The sequence below is a fragment of the Pseudomonas sp. ok266 genome (assembly GCF_900110195.1).
GTDB lineage: Bacteria > Pseudomonadota > Gammaproteobacteria > Pseudomonadales > Pseudomonadaceae > Aquipseudomonas > Aquipseudomonas neuropathica.
The window spans coordinates 65,763-81,633 of the sequence record NZ_FOCU01000013.1; the positions used below are offsets into that span (position 1 = coordinate 65,763).

At 59.6% G+C, this 15,871-nt stretch carries 17 protein-coding genes; 9 read left to right on the forward strand and 8 right to left on the reverse strand.

Annotation, left to right across the window (positions count from 1 at the left end; genetic code table 11):
* Nucleotides 1-11: 11 nt before the first annotated feature.
* Nucleotides 12-509: an MFS transporter gene (locus BMY54_RS23195; RefSeq protein WP_093438204.1), complete on the reverse strand. Its 498-nt coding sequence runs from the start codon at nt 507-509 to the stop codon at nt 12-14.
* Between the two features lie 234 nt (nt 510-743).
* Between BMY54_RS23195 and BMY54_RS23200 the strand changes: the two genes are divergently transcribed.
* Nucleotides 744-2,798, forward strand: coding sequence for a S9 family peptidase (locus BMY54_RS23200; RefSeq protein WP_093438209.1), 2,055 nt, complete (start codon nt 744-746; stop codon nt 2,796-2,798).
* 202 nt (nt 2,799-3,000) lie between these two features.
* Complete coding sequence (locus BMY54_RS23205; RefSeq protein WP_034153174.1) at nt 3,001-3,474, forward strand: cyclic nucleotide-binding domain-containing protein; 474 nt, start codon at nt 3,001-3,003, stop codon at nt 3,472-3,474.
* Here the strand turns inward: BMY54_RS23205 and BMY54_RS23210 are convergent.
* The gene (locus tag BMY54_RS23210) at nt 3,471-3,755 is read right to left on the reverse strand and encodes a hypothetical protein (protein WP_093438214.1); all 285 of its coding nucleotides are present in this window, start codon (nt 3,753-3,755) and stop codon (nt 3,471-3,473) included. The genes BMY54_RS23205 and BMY54_RS23210 overlap by 4 nt on opposite strands.
* A 79-nt stretch (nt 3,756-3,834) precedes the next feature.
* On the opposite strand from BMY54_RS23210, the gene BMY54_RS23215 reads away from it, so the two are divergent.
* The 4 genes from BMY54_RS23215 (at nt 3,835) to BMY54_RS23230 (ending at nt 6,063) form a co-directional block, all read left to right on the forward strand.
* Complete coding sequence (locus tag BMY54_RS23215; protein WP_093438218.1) at nt 3,835-4,521, forward strand: spermidine synthase; 687 nt, start codon at nt 3,835-3,837, stop codon at nt 4,519-4,521.
* A gap of 48 nt (nt 4,522-4,569) precedes the next feature.
* Nucleotides 4,570-4,941: a YajD family HNH nuclease gene (locus tag BMY54_RS23220; protein WP_007911336.1), complete on the forward strand. Its 372-nt coding sequence runs from the start codon at nt 4,570-4,572 to the stop codon at nt 4,939-4,941.
* Between the two features lie 192 nt (nt 4,942-5,133).
* Nucleotides 5,134-5,604, forward strand: coding sequence for an RNA methyltransferase (locus BMY54_RS23225; RefSeq protein ID WP_007911337.1), 471 nt, complete (start codon nt 5,134-5,136; stop codon nt 5,602-5,604).
* An 81-nt stretch (nt 5,605-5,685) separates the two neighbouring features.
* A complete protein-coding gene (locus tag BMY54_RS23230; RefSeq protein WP_093438222.1) occupies nt 5,686-6,063 on the forward strand; it encodes a YgaP family membrane protein in 378 nt (125 codons plus the stop codon).
* A 102-nt stretch (nt 6,064-6,165) separates the two neighbouring features.
* On the opposite strand, the gene BMY54_RS23235 is transcribed toward BMY54_RS23230, so the two are convergent.
* Together BMY54_RS23235 and BMY54_RS23240 are read right to left on the reverse strand one after the other, a co-directional pair.
* Entirely contained in the window at nt 6,166-7,395 is a 1,230-nt protein-coding gene (locus BMY54_RS23235; protein ID WP_093438226.1) for a hypothetical protein, read from the reverse strand.
* Between the two features lie 35 nt (nt 7,396-7,430).
* Nucleotides 7,431-7,880: a YcgN family cysteine cluster protein gene (locus BMY54_RS23240; protein WP_093438229.1), complete on the reverse strand. Its 450-nt coding sequence runs from the start codon at nt 7,878-7,880 to the stop codon at nt 7,431-7,433.
* A 279-nt stretch (nt 7,881-8,159) separates the two neighbouring features.
* Between BMY54_RS23240 and BMY54_RS23245 the strand changes: the two genes are divergently transcribed.
* On the forward strand, nt 8,160-8,753 hold the full coding sequence (locus tag BMY54_RS23245; RefSeq protein WP_093438234.1) for a nitroreductase family protein: 594 nt from the start codon (nt 8,160-8,162) through the stop codon (nt 8,751-8,753).
* A gap of 123 nt (nt 8,754-8,876) precedes the next feature.
* Here the strand turns inward: BMY54_RS23245 and BMY54_RS23250 are convergent, their stop codons facing one another.
* The 4 genes from BMY54_RS23250 to BMY54_RS23265 form a co-directional block, all read right to left on the reverse strand.
* On the reverse strand, nt 8,877-9,809 hold the full coding sequence (locus tag BMY54_RS23250) for a D-2-hydroxyacid dehydrogenase (protein WP_034153168.1): 933 nt from the start codon (nt 9,807-9,809) through the stop codon (nt 8,877-8,879).
* Nucleotides 9,810-9,913: 104 nt separating this feature from the next.
* On the reverse strand, nt 9,914-10,207 hold the full coding sequence (locus BMY54_RS23255) for a YcgL domain-containing protein (RefSeq protein WP_093438239.1): 294 nt from the start codon (nt 10,205-10,207) through the stop codon (nt 9,914-9,916).
* Entirely contained in the window at nt 10,204-11,337 is a 1,134-nt protein-coding gene (gene rnd, locus BMY54_RS23260; RefSeq protein WP_093438244.1) for a ribonuclease D, read from the reverse strand. Before rnd ends, BMY54_RS23255 begins: the two co-directional genes overlap by 4 nt.
* Nucleotides 11,338-11,500: 163 nt before the next feature.
* Nucleotides 11,501-13,150 (reverse strand): phosphoethanolamine transferase, encoded by a 1,650-nt coding sequence (locus tag BMY54_RS23265; RefSeq protein ID WP_093438249.1) that lies wholly within the window; start codon nt 13,148-13,150, stop codon nt 11,501-11,503.
* A gap of 412 nt (nt 13,151-13,562) precedes the next feature.
* Between BMY54_RS23265 and BMY54_RS23270 the strand changes: the two genes are divergently transcribed.
* Complete coding sequence (locus BMY54_RS23270) at nt 13,563-14,747, forward strand: cyanate transporter (protein WP_093438254.1); 1,185 nt, start codon at nt 13,563-13,565, stop codon at nt 14,745-14,747.
* A gap of 185 nt (nt 14,748-14,932) precedes the next feature.
* Entirely contained in the window at nt 14,933-15,868 is a 936-nt protein-coding gene (locus BMY54_RS23275; protein WP_093438259.1) for a LysR family transcriptional regulator, read from the forward strand.
* The last annotated feature ends 3 nt before the right edge of the window (nt 15,869-15,871 follow it).

The following is a 15,871-nucleotide window of genomic DNA, read 5'->3' on the forward strand; positions in this document are numbered from 1 at the left end:
GGACTCTCGGGTTACAGGCGCGGCTCGACCCGCATACGCTGCGGATTGTTTGGCAGAGGTGGACGGCCATAGCGGTCATCGCCGGCGCCGCCAAACGGCTGATCGTCGTCGCGGTCATCAGCGCGGGCGGCTGCTTTGGCGGCCTCTGTCTGTTCACGACGCGCACGGGAAGCCCGTTCGATCGGAAAGCGGATCAGCACAAAGATCAGGTAGATGCCGAAAGCGATCATGCTGTACATGAACAGATCAGAGATCGCCCGCCATGCGTTGTTGCCGACCTTGAAGGCCAGATCCAGCGCAGTAATGGCGATGGACGGCGCAACTTTGGCTTTCACCGGATCAATGATGGTCGGGCTGAACAACAACACGGCCATCAAGACGCGCAGCGGTTCGCGCAACCAGCGCCACATCCAGGTGGTCAGGCGCATCCATACCAACAGGCAGCCCACAGCAGCAAAGGCGTAAAGGCCCCAGGCGATCAGATAGTCGTTCTCGGTCATGGTGTCCATGGCAAGGCAGGCAAAGAGGCGCTTATAGTAACGACTTTTCGCCCGTGCGGCTTGTCCCAATACCAGACGGCCAGCAGCAAACCCTGTGCGAGCGAGCTTGCTCGCGAAAGCGGTGGGTCAGTGAAACAAATGTCATCTGACACGACGCCTTCGCGAGCAAGCTCGCTCCCACAGGGGGCTGCGGCGGTTTCAAGATCCGCGAAAACCCTTATTCCGTACATCCGAGAGCCTTCCATGCCCGAATCCGCCAACGTCCTCAGTGCCCCGATTGCCCACAAGGCGCCTGGTGCCGACCCGTATGCCTGGCTGCAGGAGCGCGACACCGACGCGGTGCTCGATTACCTAAAAGCCGAAAACGCCTACCAGGAAGCGCAAACCGCCGATCAGGCCGAATTGCGTGAAAGCCTGTTCGAAGAGATCAAGGGCAGGATTCTTGAAACCGACCTGTCCCTGCCCTCGCCGTGGGGCCCGTACCTGTATTACACGCGCACCACAGCGGGCGATGAATACGCCCGGCATTACCGCTGCCCGCGTCCGGCGGACGACAGCCTGAGCCTCGATGAAAGTCGCGAACAACTGCTGCTCGACCCGAATGTACTGGCCAACGGCGGTTTCTTCTCGCTGGGTGCATTCAGTATCAGCCCGGATCACCAGCGTCTGGCCTACAGCGTCGATGCCTCGGGCGATGAGATCTACACGCTGTTCGTCAAGGAACTGGCCAACGACAAAGTCAGCGAACTGGAATTCGAAGACTGCGACGGCAGTATGACCTGGGCCAATGACAGTCTGACCCTGTTCTTCGGCGTACTCGACGACACGCACCGCCCGCACAAACTCTTCCGCTACCGCCTCGACGGCACCGCCGCCGAAGAGGTGTTCCACGAGCCCGACGGGCGCTTCTTCCTGCATTGCTACCGTTCCAGCTCCGAGCAGCAATTGCTGTTGTCGCTGGGCAGCAAGACCACCAGCGAAGTCTGGGCGCTGGACGCCAACCAGCCGCACCTGCCGTTCACCTGCCTGGCGCCACGGGTCGAGGATCATGAATATGATGTCGATCATGGCCTGCTCGATGGCGTGTGGACATGGTTTATCCGCACCAACCGTGACGGCATCAACTATGCCTTGTATCAGGCACCGGACAGCGGCACCGCGCCGACCGAAGCCGACTGGCAGAACCTGATCCCCCACAGCGATACGGTGATGCTTGATGGCGTCAGCCTCAACACCGAGGCCATGACCCTGAGCCTGCGCGAGGGCGGCCTGCCGATCATAGAAGTTCACCCACACGGTCTGGCGCCGTATCGCGTGCAATTGCCGGACGCGGCCTACAGCCTCTATGTGCAAAACAGCCTGGAGTTCGAGAGCGACCGCATTCGCCTGCGCTACGAGGCGTTGAACCGTCCGGCGCAAGTTCGCCAACTGATCCTCGCCAGCGGCGAACAAGTGGTGTTGAAAGAAACCCCGGTGCTCGGCCCGTTCGACGCCGATGCCTACGTCAGCCAACGCCTGTGGGCGACTGCGCCGGACGGTACGCAAGTACCGATCAGCCTGGTGATGAAGCGCGACATGGTTGGCAAAGCCGTGCCGCTGTATCTCTACGGTTATGGCGCTTACGGTTCGAGTCTTGATCCGTGGTTCTCCCACGCCCGCCTGAGTCTGCTGGATCGTGGCATGGCCTTCGCGATTGCGCATGTGCGCGGCGGCGGTGAATTGGGCGAGGCCTGGTATCGCGCCGGTAAGCAGGAACACAAACACAACACCTTCAGCGACTTCATTGCCTGTGCCGAGTTTCTGATCCTCAACGGCATTACCACGGCCGATAAACTGGCGATCAGCGGCGGCAGCGCGGGTGGTTTGCTGATTGGCGCTGTGCTCAACCAGCGTCCGGATCTGTTCGGCGTGGCGATTGCTGAAGTGCCGTTCGTCGATGTGCTCAATACCATGCTCGACCCGGAACTGCCGCTGACCGTTACCGAGTACGACGAGTGGGGCAATCCCGAAGAGCCGGAGGTTTACGAGCGGATCAAGGCTTACGCGCCGTACGAAAACGTCAGTGCGCAGGGTTATCCAGCGACGCTGGTGATCGCCGGTTACAACGACAGCCGCGTGCAGTACTGGGAAGCGGCCAAGTGGGTGGCGAAACTGCGCGCATCCAAAACCGACGACAACGTGCTGCTGCTCAAGACTGAATTGGGCGCCGGGCATGGCGGGATGAGCGGGCGTTATCAGGGATTACGTGACGTAGCACTCGAATACGCATTTGTTTTCAAGGTTCTGGGTCTGGCCTGAGGAACTCCGTCGGTCACTTGGGTCTTAATTGCAGACCCAAGAGGCCGATACCCCACAGATCCCCAGTAGGAGTGAGCCTGCTCGCGATAACGGTATGTCAGTTAAAGATGATTTGAATGACCGACCGCTATCGCGAGCAGGCTCACTCCTACAAGGGATCGTGTGAAGCCTGAAACAGTGAAAACAAAAAGACCGTGACGACATGTCAGAACCGACCTTCCTGAACAACGAAATCCGCGACTGGCTGATGGACTGTGGCCTGTTCGATCAATTGCAGCTGGCCGACTTTGCGGCCGCTTCCGGCTACTTCAGCATCAGCACCGTGGCTGAAGGCGAGGCGATTTTCCGCGAGGGCGATGCCGGCAGTTTCATGTGCATCCTCCACACCGGCCAGGTCGCCGTGCAGAAAACCGGCCCCGATGGCCAGGTCATCACCATGGCCACCCTGCGCAGCGGTCGGGCCTTCGGCGAAATGGCCGTGCTCGATGGCGAACGACGCTCGGCAACGTGCGTGGCGGCGACAAACTGTCAGCTATTGAACCTCGGCAAGGATTCGCTGGAAAAAATGCTCAACGACGCGCCGAAGATCGCCGCGAAGATCATCCGCGCCCTCGCCGTCTCGCTGTCGAAACGCCTGCGCATGGCCGACGGTCAACTGGCGGCGCAACAGGTTTAACCGCCGGGGTTTTTCGCTTTGGTGCCGCCTGGCTCAATGCCCGGCACCGGTTGATCCTTGCTCGGCGGGCTGGGCATTTCAATCGGCACCAGCGGCGGGCTGCCACTGCCGGCACCCGACTTGGGAATGTTGATCGGCGTGATCTGCGGATACGGTGTCGGTGTAGCGGTGCCAGGCGAGCCGGGTTGCGGCGCCGGGCTGACTGGAACGACCTGCTGCGCCTGCACTGCAGTAATCGAGAGCGCGGCCAGGGCAATGACCGTTAGAATGGTGCGCTTCATCAAGGGCTCCGTTTGGCCTTAGTCTGCGCTCAGGCTACTCCCAACGGGCCTGCTTGCCTTCCCCCTTGTAGAGATTTCCATGAAACGTTTCGTTCTGCTCGACACCACCCCGATCCCTGAAAGCGGCGGTGCCCTGTGCCTGTTCGAGTATGGCGAGGATTTTGTCATCAAGATCCAGGGCGGCGACGGCGGACAATTGATGAACACGCGCATGCACGGTTCCGAAGATGCGCTGGCCGAAATTCCGTGCCGCAAGGTCGCTGGCCGGCCGAATTCGCGGGTGCTGATCGGCGGTCTGGGCATGGGTTTCACCCTCGCCTCCGCGCTCAAGCATCTGGGCAAGACTGCCGAAGTGGTGGTCGCGGAGCTGGTCCCCGGCGTGGTCGAGTGGAACCGTGGCCCGCTCGGCGAAAAGTCCGGCCGTCCGCTGCTGGATCCGCGCACGGTGATCCGTCAGGAAGACGTGGCCAAGGTGCTGCAAAGTGAGCCGAACGGTTTCGACGCAATCATGCTCGACGTCGACAACGGCCCCGAAGGCCTGACCCAGAAAGCCAACAGCTGGCTGTACTCCGCCGCTGGTCTGAATGCCTGCGCCAAAGCCCTGCGCCCGAAAGGCGTGCTCGCAGTGTGGTCGGCCAGCGCCGACCGGCTTTTTTCCGACAAATTGAAGAAGGCCGGTTTCAAGGCCGAAGAAGTCCAGGTCTTCGCCCACGGCAACAAGGGCACGCGCCACACGATCTGGATTGCCGAGAAGCTCAAGGGCTGAGCTAAACTCTGCGTATAACCGTCATCAGTCTTTTACAAAGGTGAACCCATGAGTTCGTCCACCCCAACCAACACGTCGAAGCTGGATCGCATCCTCGCCGACAACCAGCGCGACAAGGAAATGGGCTACCGCGACAAAGCCCTGAAGATGTACCCGCACGTCTGTGGCCGCTGTACCCGTGAGTTTTCCGGCAAGCGCCTGAGCGAACTGACTGTGCACCACCGCGACCACAACCACGACAACAACCCGCAGGACGGCTCGAACTGGGAGCTGTTGTGCCTGTATTGCCACGACAACGAACACTCGCGCTATACCGACCAGCAGTATTTCAGCGAAGGCTCGCTGAGCACGCCGAAGATCGCCAAGGCGACGCATAACCCGTTTGCTGCCCTCGCCGGCCTCATGAAGAAAGAAGATTAAAGTTCTTCATTGGCCTGACTGGCCTCTTCGCGAGCAAGCTCGCTCCCACAGTGGTTTTGTGTATGACACCGATCCAGTGTGGGAGCGAGCTTGCTCGCGAAGGCGGCCGCTCAGGCACCGCCATTCCATGATCTGACCACAACCGTTCAATCCCCGTATAATCGCGCTCTTTTTCCCGAAGGCACCCCGCTCGTGGCAGACAAACGGTACAGCTGCATTGGTTTGTATAACCCCAAATCACCGGAAAACGTCGGTTCGGTGATGCGCGCCGCAGGCTGCTACGGCGTGGCGTCGGTGTTCTACACCGGCAAGCGTTATGAACGCGCCGCCGACTTCGTCACCGACACCAAACGCGTGCACTACGACATCCCGCTGATCGGTATCGACGATCTGAAAAAGATCCTCCCGCTCAACTGCGTGCCCGTCGCCGTGGAACTGGTCGAAGGCGCCCGCCCGCTGCCGGAATACACCCACCCGGATCGCGCCCTGTATATCTTCGGCCCCGAAGACGGTTCGCTGGACAAAGAGATCCGCGACTGGTGCGAAGACGTCGTGTACATCCCGACCACCGGCTGCATGAACCTCGCCGCCACGGTCAACGTCGTGCTTTACGACCGCATGGCCAAGGGCTTGAACACCCGCTCCGGGCCCAAATTCCGCTGAAACATCGCAGATCCGATGGAACGAGCTGACCGCTCCGGCAGTCAGCTTGTTTATCCATTACTCATTGCCTGGAGAAAGATCATGACCGAGCTCAAACGTGTCGAACGTATCGAATCCACCCCGTTCCAGAGCCGTTCCGAGCAGAACGTCGAAGGCTGGGAGCGCATCGGCTCGCTGGCGGGCGGCGTGATCATGGTCGGCAAGGGCCTGCGCCGTGGCGGTGTGTTCGGTTTAATTCAGGTGGCGATTGGCGGCGTGGCCATGGCGCGCGGGATTACCGGGCACAGTTCGATGAAAAGCCTGATCGAGAAGAGTCGTCAGGACATGAACAATGTGCGGGCGAAGATCGAACGGGCCGGGGAAGAGTTGAGCAAGCTGAAAGCCAATGCCGAGGCGGCGACCAGCACCGCCACCGTGACCGGCAATGATTCGGTGAAGTCGCCGAAAGCCGGGGTTTGATCCAAGAGTTGCGGTGGGGTTAGAGGCCCCATCGCGAGCAGGCTCACTCCTACATTTGGAATACGGTCCCTTGTAGGAGTGAGCCTGCTCGCGATAGCGGTGTCACTGAAGCAACGCGGTATCAAGGACTTTGGAGGACTCGCCAAGCACGCTCTCGGCCAGCTGCACAAACTCCTTGGTACTCACCGTCCCCAGATGCATCGCCCCACGCAACACATCATCCAGCGAACGCTTGTTGCGCGTCTTTAAGCGAATCTCGCGATCCAGTTCCTGCAACACCACCACCGCTTTCGCCACTTGCGCCGGGCTGATCTGCTCGCCGCGCAACGTCGTGACTTTCTGGCCGTCCCTGGCCAGCTTCGTCTGTAGCGCCTGATAACGTTCATCGCTCATGCCGCCGGCACGGCGCACCAGTTCAATGGCGTAATACTCGACAAAACCCTCGCTGATCCAGTCGCTGCGCTGCTCGTCGTTAATCCGCCCGAACACCTGCGCCAGCTCGCGCACCAGCGCACTGCTGCCGCTTTCGCTGACCAGCGGCAATCGCGTGTTCACGTAGATGGATTCATGTGCGCCGAGGCTGCCGCGCCACATCGGGTCATTGGCACCGACGATCAACAGTTTAGCCGGATGGCGTGGATAAACCGCCTGCACCTGCGGCCAGACGAACGTAAGCAGGGTCAGCACGTCCATCCGGCGCATGCCCTGCCCTTGCGGCGAAGCCACGGTGACTTCGGTTTCGCCCAGGCGCGTACGGCGGCTGCCGAGATGGCCGGCGAGCATCCAGCCCGTCGGACGATCAAACAGGCGTGACGGGTTGTCGATGCGGAATTTGTTCTTGCCGATACGCGGCCAGGCGGTTTCGATACTTTTCCAGCCATCGGGCAATTCGAATTGCAGGCGCGCGACCAGTTCGGTGCCGTCCTGCTGATCGAGTTTGGCTGGCGGCACCAGTTCATCGCCACGCATCAATGCCCAGCTGGGGGTCATGCGGGTGTCGAAACTGCCGTTCTTGCGTCCGTGGCTGATGCGCACGCGGTAAGTCAGGCTGGCCTTGTCACTGGTCGGGCGCCAGACGCCCCGGGCGTTTTTGCCCGGGGTCAGCAGCCATTGGCCGTCTGCCTTGAAGTCGCTGTAATGGCTGCCGTCGCCAAGGTCGAAATCGAGACTGCGCACCGCCTCGCCTTTGCCCAGGGTCAGGCGCACCTCGGCCTGATCGCTTTGCGGCAACAGGCGCACGTGATAATCCAGATCGACTTTCTTCGCCGCCCACACCGGGGCGCTCAGCGCCAGCAGCGCCATCATCAACGCTCGCTGCAATCCGACAGCCATACGCACTCCTTGGTAAAGCTTGAATCAGCAGGTATTCAGCCCGCGCGGAAAATCAGGTGATCTTCCCAGTCATCCTCCGGCACGCTGCCTTCGGCGAGCATGCGCCCGGACTGGGAAATCCGCTCGTGGTGCACCGCGTCGCGATCGCCGCAGACCAGGTGGTGCCACAACGGTAGATCCTTGCCCTCGCTGACCAGTCGATAACCGCAGGTCGGCGGCAGCCATTTGAACTCTTCGGCCTGCCCCGGGGTGAGCTGGATGCAGTCCGGGACAAACTTGATGCGGTTCGGATAATCGCTGCACTGGCAGGTTTTCAGGTCCAGCAGTTTGCAGGCAATGCGCGTGTAATAAACGCTGTTGTCTTCCTCATCCTCAAGCTTTTGCAGGCAGCACAGACCACAGCCGTCGCACAGCGATTCCCATTCCTGGTGATCGAGTTGATCGAGGGTTTTGCGTTTCCAGAACGGTTCGACTTTGGCGGCCATGGCTCAAGCATCAACATCAGGTGGTGAAAAGGCCGCCAGTCTAGTGCCCAAGGCCTTGCGGGCCAAGCGCCGGCGACTGCCGGTTGCGCGGGGCTTGTCAGTTTTTGTGGCGGCGCGTAGCTTTGCCAGTCGCAAGGAGCCTTGCCCGCAAGCCATTAACGCTCGACCGCGTTGCATTGTGGTGAACCCTCAGGCTCGGAAAACCCCATCGCTCAGCGCAACTGATCCCGCCGGGTTTTCATTCAAATCCCTGACTCAAACGTAGCAAGGAATCTCTTGATGAGTGCCAACCCACGCGTTGCCGATTACGCCATTCACCCGCAATTCACCGACCGCTGGTCGCCGCGCGCCTTCACTGGCGAAGCGATCCCGGAAGAAACCCTGCTGAGCTTCTTCGAAGCCGCACGCTGGGCGCCCTCGGCGTACAACTCGCAGCCTTGGCGTTTCCTCTATGCGCGTCGCGATACGCCAAACTGGGAGCGTTATCTGGGTCTGCTCAACGAATTCAACCGTAGCTGGGCGCAGCATGCCTCGGCCTTGGTAATCGTGATTTCGAAAACCACCTTCACTGCACCAGGCGCCACTGAAGAAACCCCGGCGCTGTGGCATACCTTCGACACCGGCTCGGCGTGGGGCCATCTGGCGCTGCAAGCAAGCCTCAGTGGCTGGCACACCCACGGCATGGCCGGGTTCGATCAGGAACTGACGCGCAAAGAGCTGAACATTCCTGATGGTTATGCGCTGCATGCGGCCGTTGCCGTCGGCAAGCTCGGTGACAAGGCAACGCTGGCTGAATACCTGCAGGCCCGTGAAGAGCCGAGCCCGCGCCGCCCGCTGAATGAACTGGCGGCGGAAGGCGACTTCACCCTCTAAGCCACAGCGCAAAACCAAGTGTAGGAGTGAGCCTGCTCGCGATGAGGCCGTGTCAGTCGACATTAATGCTGTCTGACACACCGCCATCGCGAGCAGGCTCACTCCTACATTGATTGTGGTGTGTCAGTAGCCGCGGTTGAAATCCACTTCCCCGCGCAACGCTTCACCCGCTTGATACGCCTTCAGGTTCTCGACAAACAGCTGCACCATCAACGCCGGTGACGTCGGCGCCGAACTGTGCCCGGTCAGCAGCAAGCCCCAAGCGGTCCAGAATGGATGGCGTTGCGGCAGTGGCTCCTGACGGCAAACGTCGATCACCGCCCCCGCCAGATGGCCTTCCTTCAACGCTTCCACCAGGTCGGCATCGACCACCGCGACACCGCGCCCGGCGTTGATGAACAACCCGGTTGGCTTGAATTGCTTGAACAGCGCCGCGTCGTAGATATCGTGGGTGTGTTCGGTGTTCGGCAGCAGATTGACCACGTAATCCACTTCACCCACCAGTCGCGGCAGATCAGCCATCGAACCGACCTCGACAAACGGCGCCTGCTCACGGGCGCTGCTGGCAATCCCGTACAGCTCTATGCCGAACGGCAGCAGGAACTGCGCGACACTCTGGCCGATATCGCCGGTGCCGACGATCAGCACTTTGCGCCCGACCAGGCTCTGGCCGCTGCGGTTGTCCCATTTACGCTCGACCTGGCTGACCAGTCGCGCCAGCACTTCGCGCTCATGGCCAAGAATGTAGGTCAGCACATACTCGGCCATTACCTGACCGAAAATCCCCACTGCACGGGTCAAACGGTAATCGCGGCGCAAGCCGTCTGCGAGCAAGGGTGTGATACCGGCCCAGGTCGATTGCAGCCATTGTGGCTGATGCCCCTGGCGCAACAGAGTCGCGAGCAAATCCGGCTGCCCCAGCCACACCGGACAATCGGCGGCCTGGCGGGCCAGCTCGGCGGAGTCGCCGCTGGTCAGTACTTCAAGCTCGGGTGCTGCCTGACGCAGCAGCCGGGCGTATATCGCGTGGTCGTGTTCAGCAATCAGAACGCGCATCTTCAAACCTTTCGCAAACCGTGCAGACAGCCGCCGGATTCGGGCGGCCATCGCGGTAAAAACAGTTCCAGGGTAAACCGAGACTCAGAACAGAGCCGCGCAGATCAGACCGGGTCGTTGCGTCGCAGCAACTCTTCGGGCAAGTGCTCGATGTACTCGTCCTCGGCCGGCGGCATTTGCAGGTGGTAGCCCTGCTTGTCGAGGTTTTCCAGGACCACGACGATGTCCTCGCTGGCCAGTTTGCGCTCAGGCGTCAACACCAGACTGAAGGCAAATATGGCTTTGCCGAAAGCCGCCATCAGGGCCTCGGGCACGCGTTCCAGCTCATCGCTCTTGAGCACATAGAGATACATGCCCTTGCGCTTCGAGCTTTGGTAAATAGAGCAAATACGTTTCAAGGCTGTTCTCCGGCGGTGGCCAGGCTGTCGAGCAGCTTCTGGCCCATGAGTTCGCGGCGCCAGCCACGCAACGACTCAGGCAATTGGTAAGGACCCTCGGGATAGCCGCTTTTGACCAGGGCTTCGAGGGTTTTCTTGCGCAGCATCAGTTCCGGGGCAATGCCCAGGCGCTCGGCCTCAGCCTGGCCCAATGCGCGCAATTGTTTGATCAACGCGGCGGCTTCGATCGGCAAGGGCTCCGCTACGGCGGGCGGCCATTGATCAGGCCCCACACTGCCAGAGCGCTTGATCAGATCAAGCAGAAATTGGCCGTCCTGACGCACGGTACGCGGGTGCATGTCTTCGATTTTGCCCAGCGCCGCGAGGTTGTCCGGTTGCGTGCGGGCCAGTGGCCACAGCGAATGCTCGCGGACGATGCGGTTGCGCGGCAGATCGCGGGCGCGGGCTTCCTTTTCCCGCCAGGCGCACAGTTCACGCAGAACCGCCAGTTGCGCACGCGAGAGTTTCCACGCCAGTTTGGCCTCGCGATAGACCTCGTACGGGTCGGTTTCACGGCGCAGGTTGGCGACCAGCTCAGCGCCGTCCTCCAGCACCCAGGCGAATTTGTCGTCAGACAGTTTCGGTCGCAGCTGTACGAAAACCTCCGCCAGATGCACCGCATCTTCGGCGGCGTAGCTGATTTGCGTCTCGGACAACGGACGCTGCAACCAGTCGGAACGGGTCTCGCCCTTCGGCAGTTCAATGCCGAGCACTTCCTGCACCAGTCGCGAATAACCCATCGAGAAACCGAGGTTCAGGTAAGCGGCGGCCAGTTGCGTGTCGAACATCGGGGCCGGCAGGCTGCCGGTCAGGCGCAACAGCACTTCGAGGTCTTCGCTGCAGGCGTGCAGGACCTTGAGTACCGCCGGGTTCTCAAGCAACGCAGCCAGCGGTTGCCAGGCATTGATGGTCAGCGGATCGATCAGGTAGGCGCGTTTGCCGTCGCCCACCTGCAACAGGCCGGCAATCGGGTAGAAGGTGTCGACCCGCATGAATTCGGTGTCGAGGGCAACGAACGGCAGCTGCTGCCACTCGGCGCAAAACTGCGCGAGGCTTTCGTTGTCGCGAATCCAGTGAATATCGATGGCCACACGGCTCTCCCTTGAAGAATGGCGCGCAGTATATATCGCCACTGGCGATTTACGCGCCTGTGAAGGGCAAGAGCTGTAACGAAATGTCCTGCCAGAGAGCAAGAATAGTCTGACAAAAGAAGCAGAAAGCCCCGTCGTATCAGAACGACGGAGCCGATTGGCCTCAGTCCTTGGCGAGTACGCCGTCGATCACCGCACCACGGCAACCGGCAAACATGTCCAGACCCGGCTGATAGACCTTGCTCCTGACCTCGAGCAGGCCAAGCATCGAGTGGAACAGGTTGTCCTGGCTCAGTGGTTTGTCGCGGCTCATTTGCAGGCAATGCGTGTCGACCGAATAAGCCTTCTGATAGTTATCGGAGAACCACGCCAGCATCGCTACATGCTTTTGTTGCTCTGGCGCCAACATGTAAGGCGTACCGTGCAGGAACAAGTTGTACTCGCCCAGCGACTCGCCGTGGTCCGACAGGTACAACATCGCGGTATCAACTTTGTCCTGATTGCTGCGCAATACATCGATCAGGCTCGACAGCACGTGATCGGTATACACCAGCGTGTTGTCGTAACCGTTGACGATACTTTCGCGGCTGCAATTGTTCAGCGCGTTACTTTCACACACCGGGGTGAAGTGCTCGTATTCCTTGGGATAACGCTTGAAGTATTCCGGGCCGTGACTGCCCATCTGGTGCAAAACCAGCACGGTGTCCTTGTCCAGATGGTCGATAAAACTTTGCAGACCTTGCAGGAGGATTTCGTCGCGGCACTCGCTGTTGGCACACAGCGCCGGATCTTTCAGATTGCTGACATCTTGCAGGGTGACCCGGTCGCAAGTGCCTTTGCAGCCGGACTGGTTGTCACGCCAGATCACATCGATACCGGCACGTTTGAGCACATCGAGCAGGCCTTCCTCATTCTTCGCCTTGCTGGCGTCATAATCCTTGCGGCCCATGTTGGAGAACATGCACGGCACCGATACCGCCGTTTCCGTCCCGCAGGAATGCACGTCAGTGAAAGCGATCAGGCCGGCTTCCTTATCGAGTGTCGGCGTGGTGTCACGGTGGTAACCGAGGATGCCGAAGTTCTCCGCCCGGGCACTTTCACCCACCACCAGCACGGTCAGCGATTTACGCGGTTGAAGCTTCACATCCGGATTGCGCTCGGCGTCCTCGCCGATCTTGATGAATGGCTGCCGCGCCGAGACCACTTGCTCACGTAGATAACCCGCCGAAGCACCGATGTAATTACTGGGCACCAGCATCAAGCGAATTTCGTGGTGATTGCGAAACAGCGATGACAAGCCCTGATAGTTGGCCAGCGCCACCCCACCAATCACCGCCACAGAAGCAACACCGACAATAACTTTGCTGATTAACTCACGGTGCCATCGACGATAGTTGACTGGCACTTTCCACAACAACCAGGACGGTAATACACCGAGCAACAGAATATAAGCAAACAACTTCAACGAGAGCAGATCACGCACTTCCGTTGCATTGGTTTCGGCAAAGTTGCGAAACATGCCGGCATCGATCATGACGCCATATTGACTCATGAAATAAGCCACGCCGGCGCTGATCAGAAATATCAGGGTCAACAGCGGCTTGAGCAACGGACGGAATGCCAGAAGCGTCAGCACGATGTTGAATGCCGCAAGGATCATCACCCCGAACGCCACGCGCATGGCGATGCCCTTGCCATCGGCGGCGGTGATCTCGAACAGGTGCTGCCAAAGGACAAAATTGCAGCCAATTAAAAGAAAGGCGCTGGCAATCAACGTCACCCATTCCGGGCGCACGGCTTTTAACTTCAACATAGAAATGGGCGATTCCTGAAAAGAAGAGCCTCGGTCAATGACAGAAATTTCGATTGTGAAAATTTCATTAACCAAGGCACGAGAAACTTTAAGCAGGCAACCATCAATTTTTTGTGAAAAAGACGCCAACGATTAGTTGGCTTTCGGCAAAGCGATGAAACGTGTGACGTATTTGAGAATGGTTCGGGTTTTATTCAGAAAAACAGCACGGCTGTCCATTGTGGGAGCGAGTCTGCTCGCGAAGAGGCCGGCACATTCAACACTTTTGCCAACAGACAATCCGCTTTCGCGAGCAGGCTCGCTCCCACAGAGAGTGGGAATATCGACTTTTTAAATACTGCTGTGGGTTTTCTGGTTTGCCCGGACCAGACCGCTCCGCGCTTAATCATCTGCCCCACCCAAAGGTCTGATGATGGAAAACGTCCGCGCTACCGCTCGCCCCGCTGTCTGGTTGATGCTCGCGATCATGCTCGTCGCCCTCAATCTGCGTCCATCGATGGCGGCGCTCGGTCCGTTACTGTCGGCCATTCGCACTGACATCCCGCTGAGTTTCAGCGTCGCGTCACTGCTGACCATGCTGCCAGTGATGGCGATGGGTCTGGCGATGTTTTTCGGCATTGGCATCAGTCAGCGGCTGGGCGAACAACGGACGGTGTTGCTGTCCTTGCTGATCATTGGCCTGGCGACGCTGTCGCGGCTGTTTATCGAATCGGCAGCCGAAATGATCGTCAGCGCGGTGCTGGCTGGCGTCGGCATTGCGTTGATTCAGGCATTGATGCCGAAGCTGATCAAATCGCGCTTCGCCGACAATGTCGCGCTGTGCATGGGTTTATATGTCACGTCGATCATGGGTGGAGCGGCCATTGCGGCCTCGTTCGCACCGCTGGTGATGCTGCAAACCGGGAGCTGGCGCGGCGGTTTGGCGATCTGGGCGATCCTGGCATTCATCGCTCTGCTGTTCTGGTGGTCGCAACGCAACCAGCTGTCCTCCACGGTGACGGCGACAGCCGGCAAGGATTCGTTCTTCAAGTATTCCCGTGCCTGGTTGCTGGCCCTCTTCTTTGGTCTGGGGACAGCGTCCTATACCTGCGTGCTGGCTTGGCTCGCGCCGTACTACGTGGAAAACGGCTGGAGCGAACAGAACGCCGGGCTGCTGTTGGGTTTGCTGACGGCCATGGAGGTGATTTCCGGTCTGGTGGTTCCGGCTATCGCCAATCGCAGCCGGGATCGGCGTGTGATTCTGATGACGCTACTGGCTCTGATCATCGGCGGATTTTGCGGCCTGATCCTCAGCCCGCAACAATTCAGCCTGCTGTGGCCATGCCTGTTGGGGCTGGGCATTGGCGGGTTGTTCCCGATGAGCCTGATTGTCTCGCTTGATCATCTCGACAACCCGCAACGTGCCGGTGGCCTGACTGCATTTGTGCAAGGCATTGGCTATCTGATTGCTGGTCTCTCGCCGCTGCTGGCTGGAATGATCCGCGATCAACTGGGCAGCTTCGAGTGGGCGTGGTGGTCATTGACCGCGGTAATGGTGGTGATGCTGTTGATGGTATGGCGCTTCGATCCCCGGCATTACGCGAGGCACTTTTCCTGATCGGGCTAAAGGCCTCTGGCCATCTTTCTGCGGTTTGCCCCGAGACGTCGTGTTACTAAAACTTTCTGTCCCACAACTGACTGTGAAACGTCCTACAGGGCTTTGTCCTGGCACCATCGTTCCGTTAGGATCATTCGCACACGTTTGCGCGGATTCAGCGCAAGGAGCACAGCGAGACGGAACGGATGCTGAACAGTAACTTGCTTAGAAAGCTCGACATGCAGGATCTCATGGTGTTTGTCGCTGTTTATGAGCAGAGCAGCGTCACCGATGTGTCAGAAACCCTGTTCGTCAGCCAGTCCACGGTCAGCTACTGTTTGAAAAAACTGCGCACCAGTTTCGAAGACGAACTGTTTATCAACACCCGCACCGGCATGCGTCCGACCTACAAGGCCAGCACCATGTACGGGCATGTGCAGAAGATCCTCGAAAGCATCAACCTGTGCCACGCCGGTGCCCCCACGTTCGACCCGACCCGACAAGCCGTCACCTTCAACATCTGCGCCCCGGAATACTTCGAGCAACTGATCCTGCCGCGCCTGCTGAAGCGTTTCGATTTCGATGATTTGCCGGTGATGGTCAACATGCACAAGTTCGAGACCGATGTCCCGGCGGATGAGCTGCGCGACGGCAGCCTCGATCTGGTGATCAGCTTCGGCCCCAACTTCCACCGTCATCACGCTGACCTGAAATCACAAATGCTGTTGGAGGACGATCTGGTCTGCGTCTTCGACAAACGCGCCACGCCACTGGAGCCACGCCTGAGCCTGCAGGCTTTTACCGAACGCCGGCACGTGTTCCCGACGCCATGGACGTCGACCACCAACATGGTCGATGGCTGGCTGGCGCGGCAGGCGCAGAAGCGTCAGATCGTCGCGCGCTCGAACAGCTACAGCGCGGCATTGAAAATGATCACGGGGACCGACTTCATCCTCACCCTGCCGCGCCGTATCCAGCGTTTACTGACCAACGAGGCGGTGTTCAATCACTGCGAGGCGCCAAATGGCTTGCCGGGCTTTACCCTCGACATGCAATGGAGCCAGAGCGTTGATCAGGACAGCGCAAACCTGTGGTTGCGCGAGCAGGTGGTCAAGGTGTGCAGCGAACTCGAAGCGGCCTGAGTC

What these genes read in the sequence shown, in the direction of transcription:
- BMY54_RS23235 (WP_093438226.1), bottom strand. Translation starts at nt 7,395, where the DNA reads ATGGCTGTCGGATTGCAGCGAGCGTTGATGATGGCGCTGCTGGCGCTG.
- BMY54_RS23205 (WP_034153174.1), top strand. Translation starts at nt 3,001, where the DNA reads ATGTCAGAACCGACCTTCCTGAACAACGAAATCCGCGACTGGCTGATG.
- BMY54_RS23195 (WP_093438204.1), bottom strand. Translation starts at nt 509, where the DNA reads ATGGACACCATGACCGAGAACGACTATCTGATCGCCTGGGGCCTTTAC.
- BMY54_RS23240 (WP_093438229.1), bottom strand. Translation starts at nt 7,880, where the DNA reads ATGGCCGCCAAAGTCGAACCGTTCTGGAAACGCAAAACCCTCGATCAA.
- BMY54_RS23210 (WP_093438214.1), bottom strand. Translation starts at nt 3,755, where the DNA reads ATGAAGCGCACCATTCTAACGGTCATTGCCCTGGCCGCGCTCTCGATT.
- BMY54_RS23245 (WP_093438234.1), top strand. Translation starts at nt 8,160, where the DNA reads ATGAGTGCCAACCCACGCGTTGCCGATTACGCCATTCACCCGCAATTC.
- BMY54_RS23200 (WP_093438209.1), top strand. Translation starts at nt 744, where the DNA reads ATGCCCGAATCCGCCAACGTCCTCAGTGCCCCGATTGCCCACAAGGCG.
- BMY54_RS23265 (WP_093438249.1), bottom strand. Translation starts at nt 13,150, where the DNA reads ATGTTGAAGTTAAAAGCCGTGCGCCCGGAATGGGTGACGTTGATTGCC.
- BMY54_RS23215 (WP_093438218.1), top strand. Translation starts at nt 3,835, where the DNA reads ATGAAACGTTTCGTTCTGCTCGACACCACCCCGATCCCTGAAAGCGGC.
- BMY54_RS23230 (WP_093438222.1), top strand. Translation starts at nt 5,686, where the DNA reads ATGACCGAGCTCAAACGTGTCGAACGTATCGAATCCACCCCGTTCCAG.
- BMY54_RS23270 (WP_093438254.1), top strand. Translation starts at nt 13,563, where the DNA reads ATGGAAAACGTCCGCGCTACCGCTCGCCCCGCTGTCTGGTTGATGCTC.
- BMY54_RS23275 (WP_093438259.1), top strand. Translation starts at nt 14,933, where the DNA reads ATGCTGAACAGTAACTTGCTTAGAAAGCTCGACATGCAGGATCTCATG.
- BMY54_RS23250 (WP_034153168.1), bottom strand. Translation starts at nt 9,809, where the DNA reads ATGCGCGTTCTGATTGCTGAACACGACCACGCGATATACGCCCGGCTG.
- BMY54_RS23220 (WP_007911336.1), top strand. Translation starts at nt 4,570, where the DNA reads ATGAGTTCGTCCACCCCAACCAACACGTCGAAGCTGGATCGCATCCTC.